A 19,494-nucleotide genomic window follows, 5' to 3' on the forward strand; every position below is an offset into this window, starting at 1 on the left:
AGCAGAAATGGCTACCTTATGTGCCTTTAAGACCTCTATCCTCTCTGCTTGTTTCCATACACAATCTTCTTGATGCTGTCGGCTGACAGGCAGAATTGCTCCGCCAGTTCGGTTACGCTTAGTCCGCTGGCATAATGCTCACGGATGGACTGGTTCCGGGCACTTAAGTAGGATCTGCCGCCTGAATTCTCCCCCCACCGCTTGCGCTGTCCCTCAGGCTTCGGGATATAGAGCATCCCGCCCTGCATATATTTCTGAATCTCCTGCAGCAGCTGCTGCGGCAATATCACATCTGCATTAATATATTTCATCTTGCTCCGCTCCTTTTAAGTTAGTTCAACTTATCAAGGCAGCAGAGTCTATCAGACAGGTATTCACAGAGGAACTGGGGAATCGTTACAGCGGAGTATAGCTATCCGCTCTGCACATTAACCGCTGTGTGTGGGTCCATAGACTCTGCGCAGAGCTGAGCATTAATCTTCTCATGAAGCGTCCTCCTTCCAGTATTATACTTACATATAGCATACCGGATGCCCCGGCTTCTGTGCAAATAGTGTACACAAGTGGAAACGGCCTTGCCGTCCTTTTAAAGGATGGCATTCGTTTCAGCGAGAAATAAAAAAAGGGGCCCCGCCAGCGTCCGGCGGGGCCAAAAGTTATATTAAAGGGGGGTATGTGAGTACTATACCCCCTCAAGCTTAAAAACAGATGAAGCCCAGGTAAAGATCTGCTGAAACCGGCTTAGATTTTGAATCTCTCTACCAGTTGCTGCATCTCCTTGGCACTCTGCGTATTCTCATCCGCCATGGTGGCTTCATGGAAGGTCTTCTCCACAATATCGGCCGTCTTCTCCGCAATATCCTGCACGCCGACAGCTCCCTCGTTCACAGTAGCCGCCACTTCATTGACAGCGATAGCGATGCTGGAGACGGTCTCGTTCAGATGATCGGCTGACTCCTCGAACTGGCTCATAAGCTCGTTAATCGTGGAAGCATCACTGTTATACTGATGGCCGACCTCGGTCAGGCGCTCATAATCGCCCAGCACATTGCGGTCAATGAACGTCAGCACGGCTTCAGAATGCTCCTTCATCTGCTCTACGGAGGAATAGACATTCTTAACCACCTCCTGAATGCCGGCCGCCGTCTCGGAGGACTTCTCGGCCAGCTTGCGGATCTCACCGGCGACCACGGCGAAGCCCCGGCCTGCCTCACCCGCACGTGCAGCTTCAATTGCTGCGTTCAGGGCCAGCAGATTGGTCTGGCTGGTAATCGAGAGAATCGTATCTGCCAGCACGTTGATCTCGTGGATCGCTCCCGATTGCTCGATAGCCTTCTGCATTTCACTGCGGACCGAGCTATAGATCTGCTTCGCGTTCCCGGTGGAGGTCACCGCATCATGCTGAAGGGCCAGGGCCCGCTCCGTAATCTGGCTGGATAAGCCGGAGCCTTCTTTTACCTTGCTGGTGATCATGCTGACAAAGTTCTGAACCTCGTGAATGGCCGCCGTCATCTCCTCAGTAGAAGCCGCTGTCTCCTCCATACCTGCCGACAACTGCTCGGTAGTGGCTGAGTTATCATGCGCATTCTCTCTGACTTCGTTCGACAGCTTCTCCAGCGTCTCGGCATTGTCCAGCACCTTGGAGGAGATGGCAATCAGACTGCCGGCCATCTCACGCAGCGCCGCGCGGGTATGGAACATTGCCTTGGCGATGGTTCCTGTCTCGTCTTTACTTTTAGTCAAATATTCATATTGATTATCATACTTGAGATCCAGCTCCGCCGTGCGGTTAACCAGCTCCGTGAGCTTGATAATCGGTGAGGAGATCCGGGTAGCCACTGTAGTCCCGATCAGCAGAGTGAGCAGCAGGCTTCCCAGGCCGAGCAGCATAATGAAATTCGTCATCTCGCTCACCGGCTGCAGCACCTCGTCCACATCTCCGGTCAGCACCAGAGTCCATTTCGTCTCCGGGAGCACGGTGTAGGCAGCTTTTTTCTTAGCCCCGTTGAAGGTATATTCCACAATGCCATCCGCAACGCTCTCCCCCGCCTTCACCCGCTCAACCACGGCTTTGATAGATTCGTTCTCCACCAGTGAACCTATTTTCTTCCCGTCGGGATGATACAGCGTATTCCCCGTTTCATCCACCAGGTAAGCATAAGAGGAAGGTGCACCCGCCACCTTGGCATCTGCCAGATAAGTCACCAGACTGTCCGCCCGGACTGCCGAAGCGACGAACCCGATCATATTCTCACCGCTCATCACCGGATGGACAAAAGCCAGAATATAAGCCCCTGTGGACTTGGATTTCAGCGTCTCGCTGATTACAGGCAACCCGGTCTTCAAGACATTCTTCGTATAATTTCTGTCGCTGAAGTTGGCGCCGACCAGCTTGGTATCGCTATCCGCCACTGCCGTTCCCTTCAGATCAACCACAAACATATGCTCCAGGTTGCCTGCATCCTTCACCAGACCCTGAAGCTTTACATTCACTTGATTCTGCAGGGGATTTCCGGCGCTGAGTCCGTTATTTCCTGCCTGCGTCAAAAGCTGTACAATCTCGCTATCCCCGGCTACCAGCTGCATACTACGCTTCTCTTTATCAATCATGGCGGCAATGGTCTGCGCTTTATTGGTGCTCATCTGTTCCATAGAAGATTCAGTAAGATTCATGATGGTTCCTGTAGATTTGGTGTACGTAAAAATCCCCATTAATGCTGTAGAAATAAGTGTAACGACAATCATCATAACCGATAGCTTCATACGAATCTTCATGATTTTCTACTTCCTTCCGCCCTTTTCTAATCCACTAATAAAGCGCACTTTGTTTTGAACTCGAAGCTAGGTCGTCACTGCGGTGAACATTTGGACTTTCGGCCGCTGTTGTCAACGGATTTCTCAGATTTAATCCGCTCTTCGTGGTAGAAATCCGTTGACAAAGGCGGACGCTATCGCTCCTACAGTTCCAAATTTCCCCTCCGCTTCTTTTTGCTTTTCGTTTATTTCTTGAATGCTGCTTATATAGCTTCCAAACCGCCAAAATGGTTACATTATTACAATAATTATCGGATTTTCCTCGAAAATAATGAATATTTCTTGTAGTATTTTCAGAAATATCATCGAATTTTGTCGAAACAAGGCATTAATTATACATTTTATCCCACACACACTACAAAACCCGCTCTTCCTTTCTGCCACTGACAGCGGCATGATCAGGAAAAACGGGTTCATATAACGGGGGCTATTCTACATCGGGCTGCGGCTGTCTGCCGGGGCTGGGGCACCCGGCCGATCTGTCCGCTGATCAGCCACCTGCCGCCGTCTCACCCTGCTGCGGATGAACAAGCCGGAGCAGGCAGCCAGAATCTGCTGGAACAGCATACCGGAGATCACAGGCAGCGCCACGGCTGGCGGGAAGTAGCTCACAGCCAATACTGCGCCTGCACTGAGATTACGCATGCCGGAGTTGAACTGCACGGCCACGGAGCTCTCATGGTCATAATGGAGGCGGCGCGAGACGAATGCTCCAATAACATAGCCGAGCGCAACCGTAACGAAGGTAACCGCAATAATTAGAACGAGTTTGCCGTCCGGATGCTTCAGGTACCGGGCAATGCTGGCACCGTTGATTGACACCACCGTGAACAAGCCCACCTTGACGAACGGGGCCAGCGGCGGCCCGCAGGCAGCACTGATCTTGCCTTTGCTGAATTGATTCAGCAGCATTCCCGCTACGGAGGGGAGCACCACCATCCAGAGCAGGCCCCGCATCATCTCACCGGCGTCCATCTGTACGCTCGCCCCCATCAGGACATATAAGGTAGCTGGCACAATCAATGGCGATAACAGCGTATCAATCAGGATCAGCGCCAGCGTAAGCGCAATATTCCCGCCATGCATGGATACCCAGACTACACTGACCACCCCGGTTGGAATCGCGAACAGCAGCACATAACCTGTAACCGTATAAGGATCGCCCGGGAAGAACAGCATCGCGGCCAGCCAGCCGATCAGCGGCATTACAACGTGCAGGATAACCAGCAGAATAATCAGCTTCTGCGGCTTGACCAGCACGGCTAGCAGATCCCGGAAATTCGATTTCAAACTGCCGATCAGCGTCATACCGGCGAAGATCCAAGGCACCAGCCACGTTAACGGAAGCAGGGACACCTCATTGAGCACGCCAACTACGATGGCTGCGGGTGTTAGCAGCGGCATGATCCGCTCCAGCACACGGTTGGATGATATTAATCCGCGTCTTACTGCACCAAGCATGGTTCTCATCCCTCCATGTTAACTATGCCATCATACACCGCTGCACTGACTCTCTCTGCTGCCAGATCCGGTAAATGAGCTATACTCCTTGCGGGAACAAAGCGTCCAGCGCCGGGCAAGGCCGTTTCTCCAGATAGTCCGACAGCGGTGCCGGCATGTTGCTGTACAAGTCCTTCAGTGACGTTCCGTTATAGATATTGCCGATAATGACCGGGTGGCACAGCTCGGAGATCAGAATATCGCCGTTGCCGTGCAGATGAAGCTGCTTCATCCCTTCAATGCAATGCGGGAAATAGACGCCCGGCTGCTCCTCGAAGCCCATTGCGTCCATGAACCGGTCCATACAGGTGAAGTAGAGGGTGGTATCCTCCGGCTTCCGCGCAATCAGCTCATTGACGGCATTCTTCAGCTGTTCCCGGGCGGCAATCGCCTTCCAGCCGGTATGTCCCATGATAATACTATTCTGGATTTCATGCGTTCTTACGCCCATAGAATAGACATGCTCGCTGATTTCCTGCATATGATCCTGCGTTTCATTGAACAGCAGCGTCTCCAGGACGACATTCACGTTTGTTTTGGCGAACATGGTGATGTTCTCTCTGATTTTGTGATAGACACTAGAATGAATGTTGTAATAACGCGAGAAGCCCTCGGCGGTGGTGAAGTTGAAAGAGATATGTATCGTTGTCAGACCTGCCTCGACCAGCTGTGCGATTCGCTCTTCATTCAGCAGGCTGCCGTTCGAGTTGAGCTGGGTCTGAATGCCCCGGGAGGTGCAATAGGCAACGATCTCCACACAATCCTGAAACTTCAGTGTAACCTCTCCGCCCGACAGACGCACACGCTTCAGATTAGGCAGCTCCTCCAGAATGCGGATGACCTCCTTACCGTCCAGTGTCTGACCATCGTTTCTATTGTAAGCGCAGCAGTAATCACAGCGGAAATTGCAATTCGAGGTCACGCCGACTTCCAGACCTTCCAGCTCATACGTCATCGGCTTATCCAGTTCCAGTGCTTTATATTTCGTACTCATCTTCTATAGTCCTCCTTGGATGTGCAAACATTCGCAATAAAGTTAACTATAGAATTATACAGGTTAGCCCGCGAGGTTAATGTGACATTTGATATTTGTTCTTTGCAAAAAGACTGCTGCACGGTTATAGGCTCACCATACAGCAGTCTTCATTAAGATAGATGTACCTGCTACAGCTCGATAGCTTCGCCCATCCGGTTCAGCACCGGCTGGCCGATGATCCCCAGACGCCAGACCGCAATTCCCTTAAGGCCGTAACGCTTAGCCAGACCGATCTTAGCATTGACGGAGGCTTCGTTCTCACTGTAGACCGATATCCCGAGAATCAGCTTGTCCTTGCTGACCTGATCAAGCGCCAGCCGGATGCTCTCATCGACCTTATTCATCGGCTCCGGCCCGGTCTCCCCTTCATAGGCATAAGCCATGATAACCAGATCGTCCGCAAGTGTCCCCAGCGTCTTGTAGTCATACCCCTTGTAGGAGCTGTTCAGCGGATGCAGAATGACGGTCAGCTTGAGGCTGGCGGCACGGGCGGCTGTGGAGAGATTTTTGACAAAAGCGTTATATTGGCTCTGCACCAGCGCCTTATCCCCGGTCAGTCCCAGTCCTTCCAGATCCAGTCCGATACCCTTGAATCCCTTGCTGGAAGCAAGTTCAACAATACTGGCGATCGTCTGCTGCTGGAGCTGCGTATCCTCCAGATTCTTGCTCAGCTCCAGCGACGAGTCACTCGAATAGACCATCAGGTAGGGTGCCGTCCCACCCGCTGCGGCATTCTGCACAATCGATTCCGGCGTAACCTCGCCTGCCGCCTCCGGCCACCAGAAATCCTTGCCCGTGGTGGTGAACTGGCCGTCCCTGTCAATCCGCGCCCAGCCAAAAGCAACCGCATCAAAGCTCGGAATCAGCGAGACCTCACTGTACGCCTTCTGTGCGTAAAAGCCTAAGGTGTACATGTCCCGCTTCGGGGAGGTGATGGACACGGTCTTGGACGCCTGATCCCAGGAGGCTGCCGCCCCGAACTGCTGGCTGAAGAATTTGAGCGGCAGCATCGTCGTTCCGCGGATATCCTGCGGCGCTGCCGCAAGCTTCACCACTGTCCCGTTCACGACTGCATCTTTGCTGCCGAGTGTCAGGACCACTACGGTTGGAGCAGCGCCAGCTGCGTCCTTCCGGGTGGCCGTGATTTTGCGGGCCTTCTGATTCCATTCCACCTGAATTCCCAGGGCTTCTGAGATGGCGCGGAAAGGCACCATAGTCGTTCCATTCATCATCACCGGCTCTACCGGGAACGGCAGCGGATAACCGTCCAGCATAATACTCACACCCGCAGGCGCCGCATGGACCGCACTTGCCGGGAGTGCCGTAAGGCTGCCTAGTGAGATCGCTGCGCATAATACTATTTTGGCCAAATGCTTCTTCATATGAATAAGTTCCCCATTCTCTTAGATAGATTGTGAATCTCTCAACCTTACATTCCCTACTATTCTAGCAAACTAGATAAATATAGCAAATGAAGGTATTGTAACCATTGCAGATTCACCCGTCCGGGGTTCCCCTTACACCTACATAAATACGCTCAAAAAGACACCAACCGCCCGTTCCGCATCCACCTCTACAGCCACTTCGATGAATTCGCCTTCTTTGGGCTGTGCCCGCAAATCTGCTACGACCATACCGGAGGTGAACGCCCCCTGATGCTCTACACGGACCTTCATCCGGCGGCAGGTTACGAGATCCGGCTCCAAGGCAGCCATCAGGGCCAGCGGATCATGCAGCGGAGCGCTGTTAATCAGATAGTTCGCCTCGCGGTAAAATTTAAAATAATACGCCAGCGACTCTTCCATGAAGTCGATAACCGCCTTATTCTCTTCCCGTCCATGCCGCTTCAGCAGCTCCACATGCTCGGATGTAATCCGCGTCTGAAGTGTCACATCCAGCCCGATCATCATTACAGGCAGCCCTGAGGTGAATACACGGTCAGCCGCATCCGGGTCGCCCCACAGATTGGCTTCGGCCACCGGCGTGACATTGCCCGGCTTAAAGACCGTGCCGCCCATAACCACCACCTTCTTCAGCTTGGAGGTCAGCTGCAGGTCCAGATCCAGGGCCAGCGACAGGTTCGTCAGCCGTCCGAGCGTCACCAGCACCAACTCTCCCGGATGCTCATCCGCCATCCGCACAATGAACTCTGCGGCCGTCTCCTGAACCGGCACCTGCCGGGAAGGGGGAAGCTGAACGCCGCCAATGCCATTTTCCCCGTGGACATGAGTGGAGAAGCCTGTTAGCTCGCGAACCAACGCCCGGGAAGCCCCGAGCGCTACCGGGATTTCATAGCCCGGAGCCGCAAGCTCAAGCAGCCGCAGCGTGTTATCCGCCGCCTGCTGCACATCAATGTTGCCGAACACCGTCGTAATCCCCTCAACCACTACCCCCGGCGCCCGGAGCGCATACAATATCGCCAGTGCATCGTCTATTCCTGTGTCACAATCGATGATGATTCTAGTTGTGCTGTTACTCATCTCTATCTCTCCACTCCCTATATTCACTTTGCTCTCTCGGCTTATTCGCACTGCTCATCTTAACATGGGGTTACCTGTTGCTCAATATGGTTTGCACACAAGCAGAAACGGCTACGCCGTCCTTAAGAGGACGGTATCCGTTTCAGCGAGAATTAGAAGGATAATGTATCGTGTGAAACATATAAATTCTTATATTTAAACAAAGAATCCGCCAGCCTCATCAGGCGACGGATTCTTCATTACAGATTATCAGGTTACATAAGCGGCCGCAGCCTTCACGAACCGCTCCAGCGCTTCAGCCAGCACGGAGCGTGGGCAGGCGAGATTGATCCGCAGATGGCCTTGGCCTTCCGGTCCGAAGACGGAGCCTTCATTGAACGCCACCTTAGCCTCACGGTACATCAGCTGCTTGAGCCCGTCCGCATCGAGCCCGAGGGCCCGGCAGTCCATCCATAGCAGATAGGTGGCTTCCGGCTGCATCGGCTTCACCTGCGGAAGATGCCCGGCCAGATAGGAGATGGCGTAGTCCGCGTTGCCGTTAATGTGCAGAATCAGCTCATCCAGCCATTCTCCCCCTTCGTTATATGCCGCTTCCACAGCCTCCGGCGAGAAGAAGGCCGACATATGCAGGCTAAGCGTCTTAATCTTATAGTCGAACTTCCGTTTTAGCTCCGGGCTGGAGGTGACGATATACGAGGTCTGCAGACCCGGCAGATTGAAGGTCTTGGTAGCCGCCAGTGTGGTCAGCGTAATGTCAGACAGCTCCGGGGACAGGGAAGCAAACGGAATATGCTTGTGTCCGGGCATGATCATATCGCAATGAATCTCATCCGAGATCACCGTAACCCCGTACCGCAGGCATAGCTCGCCCAGACGCAGCAATTCCTCCCGTTCCCATACTCTGCCGCCCGGATTATGCGGATTACACAGCAGCAGCAGCTTCGCGCCACCCGCCATCAGCTCTTCCAGCTGGGCGTAATCCATGACATAACGGCCTGCTTCCAGCTTCAGCGGATTCACCGCCACCTTGCGGTCATTCATCCGGATCACATCATAGAAAGGATAGTAGACCGGCGATTGCAGAATCACCTGATCCCCCGGCTGGCTGAACAGCTCCACAGACAGGCTGAGTGAGGTTACAATCCCCGGAGAATCCGAGATCCACTCCTCCTGAATCTCCCAGTCATGGCGTCTGCGGTACCAGCCCGCAATCGCCGCTTTGTAAGAGTCGCCCGATACACTGTAGCCGTATATTCCTGACTGTACGCGGCGCAGAATCGCTTCCTGTACCGCAGGAGGGCTTGCAAAGTCCATATCGGCCACCCATAGCGGGAGAATCTCCTTGTCTCCGAACAGCTTCTCGGACTGGTCCCATTTGTAGGAACGGGTATTGCGGCGGTCAATGACACGGTTAAAATCATACTTCAACTAAAATCACCCATCCTTTCTGCTTGTCCGTACATTGTACCATGGGCAGAGACATCCGGCATCCTGATTCCATCAACCAGCCTGCTTCAGCTTCCCTTGCGCAACCGCTCCAGAGACTGGCCCAGCCGGACCTCCTCCAGCGGTTTCAGCACATAATCCACAATGTCCTGGTCGAAGGCCCACAGGGCATGCTGCTTCGTCTCTGTGACCACCACAATCTGAATATCCGGCAGCTTTTTCTTCACGAGCTCGGCTACTACGACTCCTTGGTGACCGGGCAGCTGAAGATCCAGAAACAGCACGTCGGGCTGCAGCAGAACAATCCGGTCCACAACATTCTCGGGATAAGCAGACATACCGATCACATTTACCTTGCCTGTATGCTGAAGCATCGATGACAGCTTATAGAGATCCTTCTGATTCACATCCAGCAAATAGGCCTTAATCACCCGGGCTCCTCCTCCTTCCATAGGGATGCATTACGATTATCAAGCAGCTTATACATTCTATATTCAAGTGGAAACGGCTTTGCCGTCCTTGTAAAGGACGGTACCGTTTCAGCGAGAAATAGAAGGATAAGTTATCGTGTGAAACCTATAAGTTCTTATATTTTTAAAAAAAGTGCTGTCCCCGCGTTTGCCAAGAAACGCCTGAGGACAGCCCTAGTCGGTATTATATTGCAGCCTCAAGTGTAAGCTGCTTCTGGTATTGCTTTTAGTTGAAGGAAGCTGGCAGCAGGCTGCGCAGATCCTCCATATTCACAATCAAATGAATGTTATTCATCGTCCGCAGGGAACCGGAGATGATACCCGCCAGCTCGCCGTGCGTATCCAGCAGAGGTCCCCCGGACATTCCGCTTGCCACCTGGGCTGAGGTTAGAATCCGGCTTCGGCCGTTAATGTCGGCTGCTGGAGTGTTGACGATCCCCTCCGTGATGATCGCTGTATTCTTGAGCGGATACCCGAGGGCATACACCGCTTCACCATGTCTCAGCTTGTCCTCCCGCAGCGGCAGATAAGCATAGGCATTATCCTTTTGCTTCATCGCAGCGGGACTTGGCAATTCAAGGATGGCCACATCCTTCAGCTCGTCGGACTTCGTGACTTTAATCGGACTAATCACCGTCCCATCCGCCATGACTCCTTCAATGCGCTGTGCGTTTTTGACCACATGATACGCCGTTGCTGCGGTACCGGCCGGAGACAGGATTATTCCTGTTCCGGTGGAGCTTGCAGTACCGTCGCTTTTCAGCACACGCAGATAAAAGATCGCCTTACCCGCTATTCCATAGCTTTGTTCAGCGTTATACGCCTCAGGTGTATCCGCACTGGTGGTGTCCGAATAGAAAAGTATCGCCGAGATCAATGAGAGGACCAGGCTTACGGCAAGCAGCTTTGTTTTCATCCGCCGAGCTCCTTCACTTATGAATTTCTGTTATTTCACAACCGACATGATGTCTTTGTAAGCCCAGTGGGTAGCCGGAAGATCCTTGAACTGTACAGCGGTTACCGTCAGCTTCTTCGTGCCGGCAATCCGGTTGATCAGCACTACGGCCTGCGCACGGGTAATCGGTGTTCCCGGCTTGAAGGTTCCGTCAGGGAAGCCTTGCACGTATCCTGCCTGCGACAGGGCATTCACGTACTTCTCTGCCCAGTGGCCCTGCAGATCCTTCTGCTTGGTCACGCCGTTCTGAGTTACATCGAGCTTCAGCACGGTTGTCATGATTTTGGAGAATTCCGCACGGGTCAAGCCCTTGGTTCCGCCGAATCCGCCATCCGGGAAGCCTTCAATAATGCCGGCCGATGCGAAGAATCCGGTCAAGCCTTTATTCTCGGCATTGACATCCTTGAACAGGTTGCCTACATTTACTTCTTCCATATCAAGCAGCGGTGCAAGGGACTGGATCAGCTCATACCGGGTAATGGCAGCGTTCGGCATGAACAGGCCGTTCGGATAGGCTGCCATATACTTGATCTCGCCGCTGTTACTCTTCAAGCTGTACTTTGCATTCTCTACCACATACTCAATGGTAATAACTTTATCATCTTTGTCCGTAATCGCTTTGATCGTCATACTCTTGGTAATCAGCAGCTCACCAGTGTATTTCGTGCTCTTGGTAGTCGGAATGCTGCCGTCCGTTGTGTAATAGATCGTCTGCCCATCTGGAGCCGTCAGTGCAAGCTTGCTGTTCTTAGCAACCTTGACTGGAGCTTCGCTGTCACCCGTTACTGTTGATGTTCCGGCAACCGCAGTAATCGCGGGAGCTGCCGGTGCAGGTGTCGGGCTTGGAAGCGGAGCTGCCGGACCAGGGCCACCGCCTCCATTGCCGGTACCAGGGTTTGGATTAGGGCTCGGATTAGGGACTACAAGCGTCCAGGTCCAGGCTGCAACCGGGCTGTACTCTTTGCCGGAAGTAATGGTAACGGCTTTAACCGTTGTTGTGCTGTTCAGAGCGATGGGGCCGCTGTACACCCGGGAAGACTCTGTAGGTGTCGTACCGTCCAGTGTATAGTATATGCTTCCGCCCTGCTCACTTGTTGCCAGCTCTACCTTCACTTCAGTGGTGAAACTCTTATCTGCAGGAGTTGCAGTTGGCGCAACTGCTGCGCTCGGATACTGGAGAGCTGCTGTATTAATAGCAATACTTCTGCTCTGTCCTCCAGCGGTTGCCTTCAGCACTGCACTGCCGCCTGATATCAGGCTGCCGGTTGTACCGTTCACTACAGCCTTGGACGGATCAGCGCTCCAGGAGAGTGCTCCGCCGCTGCTCATGTGGAATGCCGAACCCACGCGGTTAATCAGATCCTGCGGGTCCAGGATAACAGCGGCTGAAGCCAGAGTCCCTTCGTCTGTTCCGTTAAAGGCTGCAAGCACTGGATAGAAGGTGTTCTGGGCTGTCCAGACTCCGGCATCCAGGCCTGCGGGCAGATTCGCAGTGGTAAGCTCTGCACCCGGCAGCCCCATGGCACTGCTGTTATTGCCGGCCACTGCCTGACCATCCAAATTGTAATAGGCAATATTGTTCTTCAGCATTTGTCTGTTGAACAAGGAGCCGCTGATCGTGGCATGCTCAGACTTCTGTCCGGCAATTCCTCCGAAGAAGGCCTGCAGCGGTTGAATCTTGCCCTTCACTCCAGCCTTTACTTCTCCGGTATTCAGGGAAGAAGTAATGGAGCCGCTCTCTGCCAGACCGGCAATTCCGCCAGCCCAAGCAGTAGACATGCCTTCGGCGAGAACCGTGGCGGCAGAATAGCTGTTCTTGATCTCTCCAGCATTCAGGCCGCTGATCCCGCCAGCGATTGCCTGAGCCGAAGCTACACGGATATCGCCATAGACAAGCGATTCAGTGATGGAGCCTTCCGCACTGTTCTCACCGGCAATTCCGCCTGCGGCCAGTACAGATGAACCATCAATGCTGCCCTTCGATACAGCCTGGTGAATCACACCAGCGTTGCTTCCGGCAATGCCGCCAATCCGGCCCGCTCCGGCAAGCTTCACTCCTTCATTTGTGACCTTCTCCAGAGTTCCCTGATTCACGCCTATAGCCCCGCCTGCGGCAGCACTGCCAGCCACGGAACCGCTGACTTTCACATTCTGGATAACTGCACCTGTGTGGTTGATCCCGGCAGCAATACCTGTATTCACTGCGCCGGAGAGCTCTGCTCCGGTAAAGTTCACATTCAGGAGCTGTCCACGGTTATCCTTGATAAATCCGGCTGTCTGCTGGCCGGAGGCTTTCAGAGAAAGTCCGTTTAGCGTATGGCCTTGGCCGTTAAACACTCCCGTGAAGCTGTCGAATGCCGTCCAGTAGCGTCCGGCAAGATCGATATCTGCCCCAAGCAGGATCGTTGCCAGCTCCGGCTTGTTCTCTGCCGTTCTGTTGAACAGCTTGTAATAATTCAGTCCAGTCTCGTTATAGAACATGACTGCCCCTGCAAGCTGCAGCGGAGTCTGCACTGTAATGGCACCGCCCGTCAGGTCATTCAGGAAGGTAGTGTCATAATCGATACTCCATAGTCCTGAAGCCAGCGGATCAACAGCTGCTGTATTTACGGCAGCTGCGGCTGCACCTGTGTTGCGGCCTACAGCGGACAGTGTGCCTGTGTAGGATGAACTAATAATTTTGCCGTCCCGGAAGTTGTAGCCGACCAGTGCACCCTTGGAGACATTGTCCCCCGCAACCGCAACGTTAATCTGCGGCACATTCGCGTACACACTAGTAAGCGCACCGTCATTATATCCGGCGAAGCCGCCGTTGTAGGAACGGGTCGAGGACTTGACTCCAACGGTGGAAATCTTGTTCTGCAAAGCGTAAGACTTGCTGATGCTGCCGCTTCTCTCCACGGAGGCTCCGAAACCGCCGCTGCGTGTGTCGAAGCCGGTATTGCTGATGTCACCGGAGGCATAGGAATCTGTGATCGAGTAATGATCTACAGATCCGGCGAAGCCGCCGACATAAGAGCCTAATCTGCCGCTGACAGTCAGCTTGCCTGTAGCATAAGACTTCTGAATTTGTCCGGCAAGTGTGCCGTTCTCACCCAGCAGTCCGGCGAAGCCGCCTGCATACATCGTATTATCCTGATTCGTATCTGTAATGACTACCGGAATATCCGTATGGCTATTCGTAATCAGGATATGATCGGCCATTCCGATGACCCCGCCGACGCGTGTATTCGGCACCGATTCACCCAGGGTAACCGCCGATCCGATAGTGATAGACTGGCCGGAGCCGGAGATTACCTTACTGTAATGAATCTCGCCGCCGTCTCCCCAGCCGACAAGCCCGCCGGCATTGATCACTCTGCTGTTATCTGCGTTCACACCGCTTCTGACAATAGTGTCCACAATGATACCATTGCTGTACCCGGCAACTCCGCCTGCACTCACAGTATTGCCGCCGGTTACCTTCAGACCGGAGGCAACCTCGGAGCTATAGATGGAAGCATCCGTATTCTTGCCTGTCAGACCGCCCGCATAGAGGTCAGCAAGATAGTCTGTTCCGGTGACTGTGATCTGTCCATCATGAACCTTAGCGATGTAGATCCCCTTATACAGCGGATATGCCTTGCCAAAATCAAAGCCTTGATTGATATTGTCCGCTGAGATCGTTCCGGCGATCCCGCCGACGGCAACCTCACCGCTCTTCGCTGCTGCTTGAAGCTCAGGTGATGAATCTGCATTGTAGATGATGGAATTAACGCTCTCTCCCACAATACCTCCGGCAGTGATTACTTCACCTGCGGCCGTCAGAGAAGCCTTGAACCGGGCGTCATTGATCGCCGTCCGGGAAGCCGATCCGGCAATCCCGCCGAGTACAGCCTTCAAGCTGTCGCCGGTCGTAGCCAGCTTCACACCCGACACTGCTGCATGTTCAATATCGAAGCTGCTGCCGTTATCCACAGAACGGGCCAGCATTCCGCCGAGTCTGCCTTCCTTCGCGCCCACAACACCGCCAGCCGTACCATTAGCTGTCAGCTGCACACCGCTGCCGGAGCCGGTTACTGTTACATTGCGGATGCTGTTCCCTTGATCGGACTGGCCGATCATACCGCCAAGGATAGAGCCAAGGCCCCGTGCTTCCAGCGTACCGTCTGCAAAGCTCACGGTCAGCCCTTCAGCTTGACCGCTCTGGTAATGCCCAACCAGTCCGCCAACCGTGGCTTCCATTCCCGTGGAGGAAATCCGGTATCTGGAATTCACTTCAAGGGCCAGACCTGTCACATTCCCGTTCTGAACCCCGATAATTCCGCCGATAACCGCATGGTCAGCCGCACTGCCGATGCTGCCGTCCTTATCGTGGATGACATAAGTGTCAGCTGTAATATCCGCTGTGTTGTCTCCGATCAGACCGCCGGCGATGCCGCCTTCAGCTACTGTCTCAATCCGGCTTCCGCCGTCCAGCGTAAGCTGCAGACCGGCAACACTGCCTGAGTTCTGGCCGATGATGCCGCCGACAACCCCGCCGCTGACCTTCACTCCGTCAAGCAGCTTAAGGTCCACATTCTTGACTGTACCCAGGTTCGTCCCGGCCAGTACACCGGTGTAGCCGTTGCCGGCAACCGTGAGCGGCTCAAGATTCATGTTCTGCACTGTAGCATCCGCTCCAATGATTCCGAACAGCCCGGAATGCGTATATACCGGCTGCAGGGTCAGGCCGTCAATTAGCAGGCTTTTCCCGTCGAACGTTCCTTCAAACGGACTAGCTTCCTTATCGCCGATAGGCACCCATTGCTTGGATTGGATATGAATCGGATTCATGACGGTCACCGTTCTGTCCTTAAAGCCGAATTGCTCCACACCGGCAATGGTGCCGTTGACAATTCCCGCCAGACCGGCAAGCTCAGCCTCCGAGGTGATCTCGAAGCCGATTGCATCCTTATCCTTCGTGTACCAGTTGATATTGGCATTTACGTTATTGCCGTTGTCTCCGCCACCGGTATTGGCAGTGCGGTTGACTTCAGGATAACGGTAGGCTGCGCTCAGCGAGCCGTATTTCCAGGCTCCCTCAAAGTCCCAGCCCGACAAGCCCGGGAATACTGTTCTGTCCTTCAATGTCTCCGACAGAATCGTGGTCAGCCGGACATGCACATTCAGCCAGCGGTGATTGCCCTCTGCGAAATCAGGCAGGTCGCGGTTGATATTCAGTCCTTCGTCTTTAATATAGTAAGACTTGTAGAGCAGTTCTTTACTTGCATTATCGTAACGTCCGGCGAAGCCGCCGGCATAAGCAGTCTTATCAGCTGCTACATTAACCTCTGCCGCAGAGTAAACATTGCTTATTTTACCGTTAGTAATTCGGCCAACGAAGCCGCCTGCGTAAGAATTGTTGTTAGCAGCGTTAACACTTTTCGCCACATAGGAATTCTTAACCGTTCCGCCGGACAGTTCGCCGATCAGACCGCCGACAATGGTATAGACTTTGTTCGCCGTAACCTTGGAAACGGAGTAGGATTGCTCCACTGTACCGGCTGTATTTCTGCCGATCAGCCCGCCCAGGTAAACTGAACCGCCTGATGTTCCTTGGGCATTGCCAGTAACATCAATATCTACATAAGAACCAATGACTGCACCGGCATTGCTGCCTGCCAAGCCGCCGGCATGCGTACCTGTACCCTCAATCGTCAGGTTCGCATTGGAATACGTGTAGTAGAGTGTTCCTGATGCTGTATTCACACCTGCCAGACCGCCGATGATAGAGGAATTGCCTCTGGAGATCACCGAAATTTTATCGGTAATGCTGTTATTGGCAATCAGCGTACGGTTCTCGCCGGCCATACCGCCCACAATGGCATTTGCGGAGGTAGCTGAGACCGTACCCAGTGTACGGGTATTCTGAATCGTGCTGACTGAGGTCACAGGATTCAGCACCGGATCAATACTTTGGGCTGCATTGAGGCCCACAATGCCTCCGACATAAGAGGACACTGCTCCGTTGTTAGCCTTCAAATTCAGACCGCTGATATAAGTGTCTACAATAATGCCTGTAGCACTGCCGTGGTTATATCCGGCCACCCCGCCTGCAGTAGCGCGCGGTGCATTAAGGGTCAGACTGACTGCCGAACCTGCCAGACGTTCCAGCCTGGAGGACTCATTGTAGCCTACAATACCGCCAATATAGGCATCTGCAGCCGCTGGCCCTGCCAGAATCAGCATATTCTCCACATTGACTTTTTTGCTGTCACTGATGATGCTACTGTTCGTAAGGGTACCGGCCAGACCGCCGACAGACGGCTTCGCCGCTTGGGCCTGGATGAGCATCAATGCGCCATCTTCAGCGTTGACTTCCGGCATTGTAATATCTGTCGTTGTAGCCGCTCCAACGATCGCTCCCGCTTTAGCATCAGTTGCTGTCAGGGTAATCATCGGGTCAGACCCGGGAACATTCAGAACAGCAGAAGTAATTCCTGCACGTGCAGCAGGAGCCTCTGTCCCTTCCGAATGTCCGGCGATTCCGCCCGCTTCCGCACGGACACCGCTGGCTGCAATCGACAACTGAGTCACTGTAGCGTTAACCAGCTGTCCGGCATTGAAGCCGGTATTCCCGCCAAGCTGGTTATCCGCACCACTTGCAGTGATAACTACATTCTCTGCATGATTGTAAGGAGTGGCTGCGGCCGAATGGTTCTCGCCGAACATACCGCCGGCTTTTACCGAAGCGCCTGTAGCCTTAATCTCAATACGATTCGTGTGCCCGTTGAACTGGGCAGCCGAGTTATGCCCTGCGCCGCCGCCGAAGCTTACCTTGTCGGCCTTCAGTTCTGTAACGATATCCTGGACATCTACAGGCACAGCTACAGTACCGATTACCGCCTCGGACGTCAGCTTGCCTGCTGCCCCGCCGATTGTATACACGCTGGTTCCGGCTTCATTCAGGAAGCTGATCCGTGCAGCCTTGCCGCCGGTCAGCGTCAAAGCTTTGGTATTCACGCCTACGAGTCCGCCAAACGTGACATTATACTGTCCGTCTGCCGCACCCGCTACCGCAGCCTGGAGCACCAAGGTGCTGTAGCCTGCCGAAGCAGCATCCCCGGCAGTAACTCCGCTTACCGTTCCCTGTGCATTACCGGCAATCCCGCCGACAACGCCGCCAGCCGAAGTCACTTGAAGCGTTGCATATTTAATAGAAGAATTAGTCACGGTTCCTTCCAGATAACCGGCGATTCCGCCGATGGTACCATCGGAAGTGATATTCAGATGACCCGCTGTAGTCTTGCCGGTCACTGCCGATGCAATGGTTCCGCCGATTTCGTAACCGACGGTACCGCCGGTATATACATCCGTAGTACCTTTAACCTTCAGTTCACCTGTGGAAGAGGTCTGGGTGATGTTCCCGCCTGCATCATAACCGGCAATCCCGCCGGTGTAGACTCCTGTGACGCCGTTAACTGAGATCAGCTTGCTATTCTGGAATACTCCAGCCGTAGCATTGCTGGTCACCAGCCCGCCTGCGGCATATCCGACGAATCCGCCGGTAGCTACATTCTCTGAGCCTGATGCTGTAATCTCCTGTGTATTCACATAAGGATGCGTCCAAGTGAATGTGCTTCCGGTATATCCGGCAATCCCGCCCGTATATACGTTCTTGCCGCCGTTATTGGTAACAGGCGCTGTGTTCACAAACGTAATAGAAACCTCACGGCTGGCTACTGTGCCTGTCGCGCCAACCAGCGCACCGGCCGCCGAGTTCACCGCCGCTGCTGCATTAACGGTAATTGCACCGTTATTGGTAGTCATGTTGGAGAACACTACGGTGTTGTCTACTTTACCAACAATCCCGCCTGCCGCAACCTGACTTCCGCCATCAATGGTGACAGGAGCCGTATTAATGATTGGCGTATCTTCGTCATTTAGACTAAGCGGTCCTGTGGTATGACCTGCAATCCCGCCTGCGGTAAGCACGGAGCTATCCGTCCCTTGGGCAAGAACCGATCCATTATTGACCACTTTTTTGATGATAATGCCTCTGGAATCGCCATAGCCCAACATTCCGCCAACATCGGCTGAACCATATGCTGACACCGCTGCGTTATTGACAGAGTTCGAGATCATCCCTTCGCCCATCCCGACAATACCGCCCGCGTAGGAGTGGTACGGAGAAGCGTCCGTGGTGATATTGATCTGGTTGGTTATGTCAAACACAATGCTGCTGCCGCTCATTTTACCTACGGCAGAGCCGGCATAGACATCATAGGTTACTCCGGTCACAGAGATGGTGCCTGATTCAAAAATCAGGCCGCCTACTGTACCGCCTACCATGTTCCCTACCAAGCCTTGGTAAGAACGGTTCGAAACTACATTCAAACCGTTAATCTTCTTGATTAATCCGCCTTCCGTGATTAATGTTCCCCGGAAAGGATGCTCGGCTGTACCGATTGGCACCCACTGGTAAGCGGAGAGATCCAGGTTGTCGGTAATCTCCATAATTTTACCGCTTAGACCGTTTACGGTACCTTCATTGACGAGCTTGGCTACACCTGCCAGCTCTGCAGCAGTCTTTATTTTGAAGGTATCATTCGTTGGCACGTACCACTCGGTCCTAGCCGCGCTGTCCCAGGTCTGCGGATCAGCCTTGGCCATGATGCCTCCGGCAACTGCGGCAACGACAACTACCGCCAGTGCTATTAGATAACCTATCCATGATTTTCGCTTCAAAGCCATATTGACACCACCTGAATAGTATTGTGACTTAAGGATTTCCCAGAGAAGTGTGCCCGCCCGCTTGCGAGCGAACGGGCA

At 53.6% G+C, this 19,494-nt stretch carries 10 protein-coding genes; all 10 read right to left on the bottom strand.

Annotation, left to right across the window (positions count from 1 at the left end):
- Positions 1–35: 35 nt before the first annotated feature.
- Entirely contained in the window at positions 36–311 is a 276-nt protein-coding gene (locus NST04_RS25865; RefSeq protein ID WP_341186762.1) for a CD3324 family protein, read from the bottom strand.
- Positions 312–741: 430 nt separating this feature from the next.
- Positions 742–2,775, bottom strand: a complete 2,034-nt coding sequence (locus NST04_RS25870; protein WP_341186763.1) for a methyl-accepting chemotaxis protein — start codon at positions 2,773–2,775, stop codon at positions 742–744.
- Positions 2,776–3,246: 471 nt separating this feature from the next.
- Complete coding sequence (locus NST04_RS25875) at positions 3,247–4,284, bottom strand: bile acid:sodium symporter family protein (RefSeq protein ID WP_341186764.1); 1,038 nt, start codon at positions 4,282–4,284, stop codon at positions 3,247–3,249.
- A 70-nt stretch (positions 4,285–4,354) separates the two neighbouring features.
- Positions 4,355–5,308, bottom strand: coding sequence for a radical SAM protein (locus NST04_RS25880; RefSeq protein WP_341186765.1), 954 nt, complete (start codon positions 5,306–5,308; stop codon positions 4,355–4,357).
- A gap of 170 nt (positions 5,309–5,478) precedes the next feature.
- On the bottom strand, positions 5,479–6,732 hold the full coding sequence (locus NST04_RS25885; protein ID WP_341186766.1) for a stalk domain-containing protein: 1,254 nt from the start codon (positions 6,730–6,732) through the stop codon (positions 5,479–5,481).
- A gap of 141 nt (positions 6,733–6,873) precedes the next feature.
- Entirely contained in the window at positions 6,874–7,830 is a 957-nt protein-coding gene (locus NST04_RS25890; RefSeq protein ID WP_341186767.1) for a nucleoside hydrolase, read from the bottom strand.
- 249 nt (positions 7,831–8,079) lie between these two features.
- Complete coding sequence (locus NST04_RS25895; protein WP_341186768.1) at positions 8,080–9,258, bottom strand: MalY/PatB family protein; 1,179 nt, start codon at positions 9,256–9,258, stop codon at positions 8,080–8,082.
- 86 nt (positions 9,259–9,344) lie between these two features.
- Positions 9,345–9,707, bottom strand: a complete 363-nt coding sequence (locus NST04_RS25900; RefSeq protein ID WP_341186769.1) for a LytR/AlgR family response regulator transcription factor — start codon at positions 9,705–9,707, stop codon at positions 9,345–9,347.
- A 265-nt stretch (positions 9,708–9,972) separates the two neighbouring features.
- Complete coding sequence (locus tag NST04_RS25905; RefSeq protein WP_341186770.1) at positions 9,973–10,662, bottom strand: S1 family peptidase; 690 nt, start codon at positions 10,660–10,662, stop codon at positions 9,973–9,975.
- A 30-nt stretch (positions 10,663–10,692) separates the two neighbouring features.
- Complete coding sequence (locus NST04_RS25910; protein ID WP_341186771.1) at positions 10,693–19,416, bottom strand: chitobiase/beta-hexosaminidase C-terminal domain-containing protein; 8,724 nt, start codon at positions 19,414–19,416, stop codon at positions 10,693–10,695.
- Positions 19,417–19,494 lie beyond the last annotated feature (78 nt).

Origin of the sequence: Paenibacillus sp. FSL H7-0756 (assembly GCF_038006765.1) — a bacterium.
Classification (GTDB): Bacteria; Bacillota; Bacilli; order Paenibacillales; family Paenibacillaceae; genus Paenibacillus_AQ.

Coding starts and splice junctions, on each gene's coding strand:
- NST04_RS25865 (WP_341186762.1), bottom strand. CDS start 311: ATGAAATATATTAATGCAGATGTGATATTGCCGCAGCAGCTGCTGCAG.
- NST04_RS25870 (WP_341186763.1), bottom strand. CDS start 2,775: ATGAAGATTCGTATGAAGCTATCGGTTATGATGATTGTCGTTACACTT.
- NST04_RS25875 (WP_341186764.1), bottom strand. CDS start 4,284: ATGAGAACCATGCTTGGTGCAGTAAGACGCGGATTAATATCATCCAAC.
- NST04_RS25880 (WP_341186765.1), bottom strand. CDS start 5,308: ATGAGTACGAAATATAAAGCACTGGAACTGGATAAGCCGATGACGTAT.
- NST04_RS25885 (WP_341186766.1), bottom strand. CDS start 6,732: ATGAAGAAGCATTTGGCCAAAATAGTATTATGCGCAGCGATCTCACTA.
- NST04_RS25890 (WP_341186767.1), bottom strand. CDS start 7,830: ATGAGTAACAGCACAACTAGAATCATCATCGATTGTGACACAGGAATA.
- NST04_RS25905 (WP_341186770.1), bottom strand. CDS start 10,662: ATGAAAACAAAGCTGCTTGCCGTAAGCCTGGTCCTCTCATTGATCTCG.
- NST04_RS25910 (WP_341186771.1), bottom strand. CDS start 19,416: ATGGCTTTGAAGCGAAAATCATGGATAGGTTATCTAATAGCACTGGCG.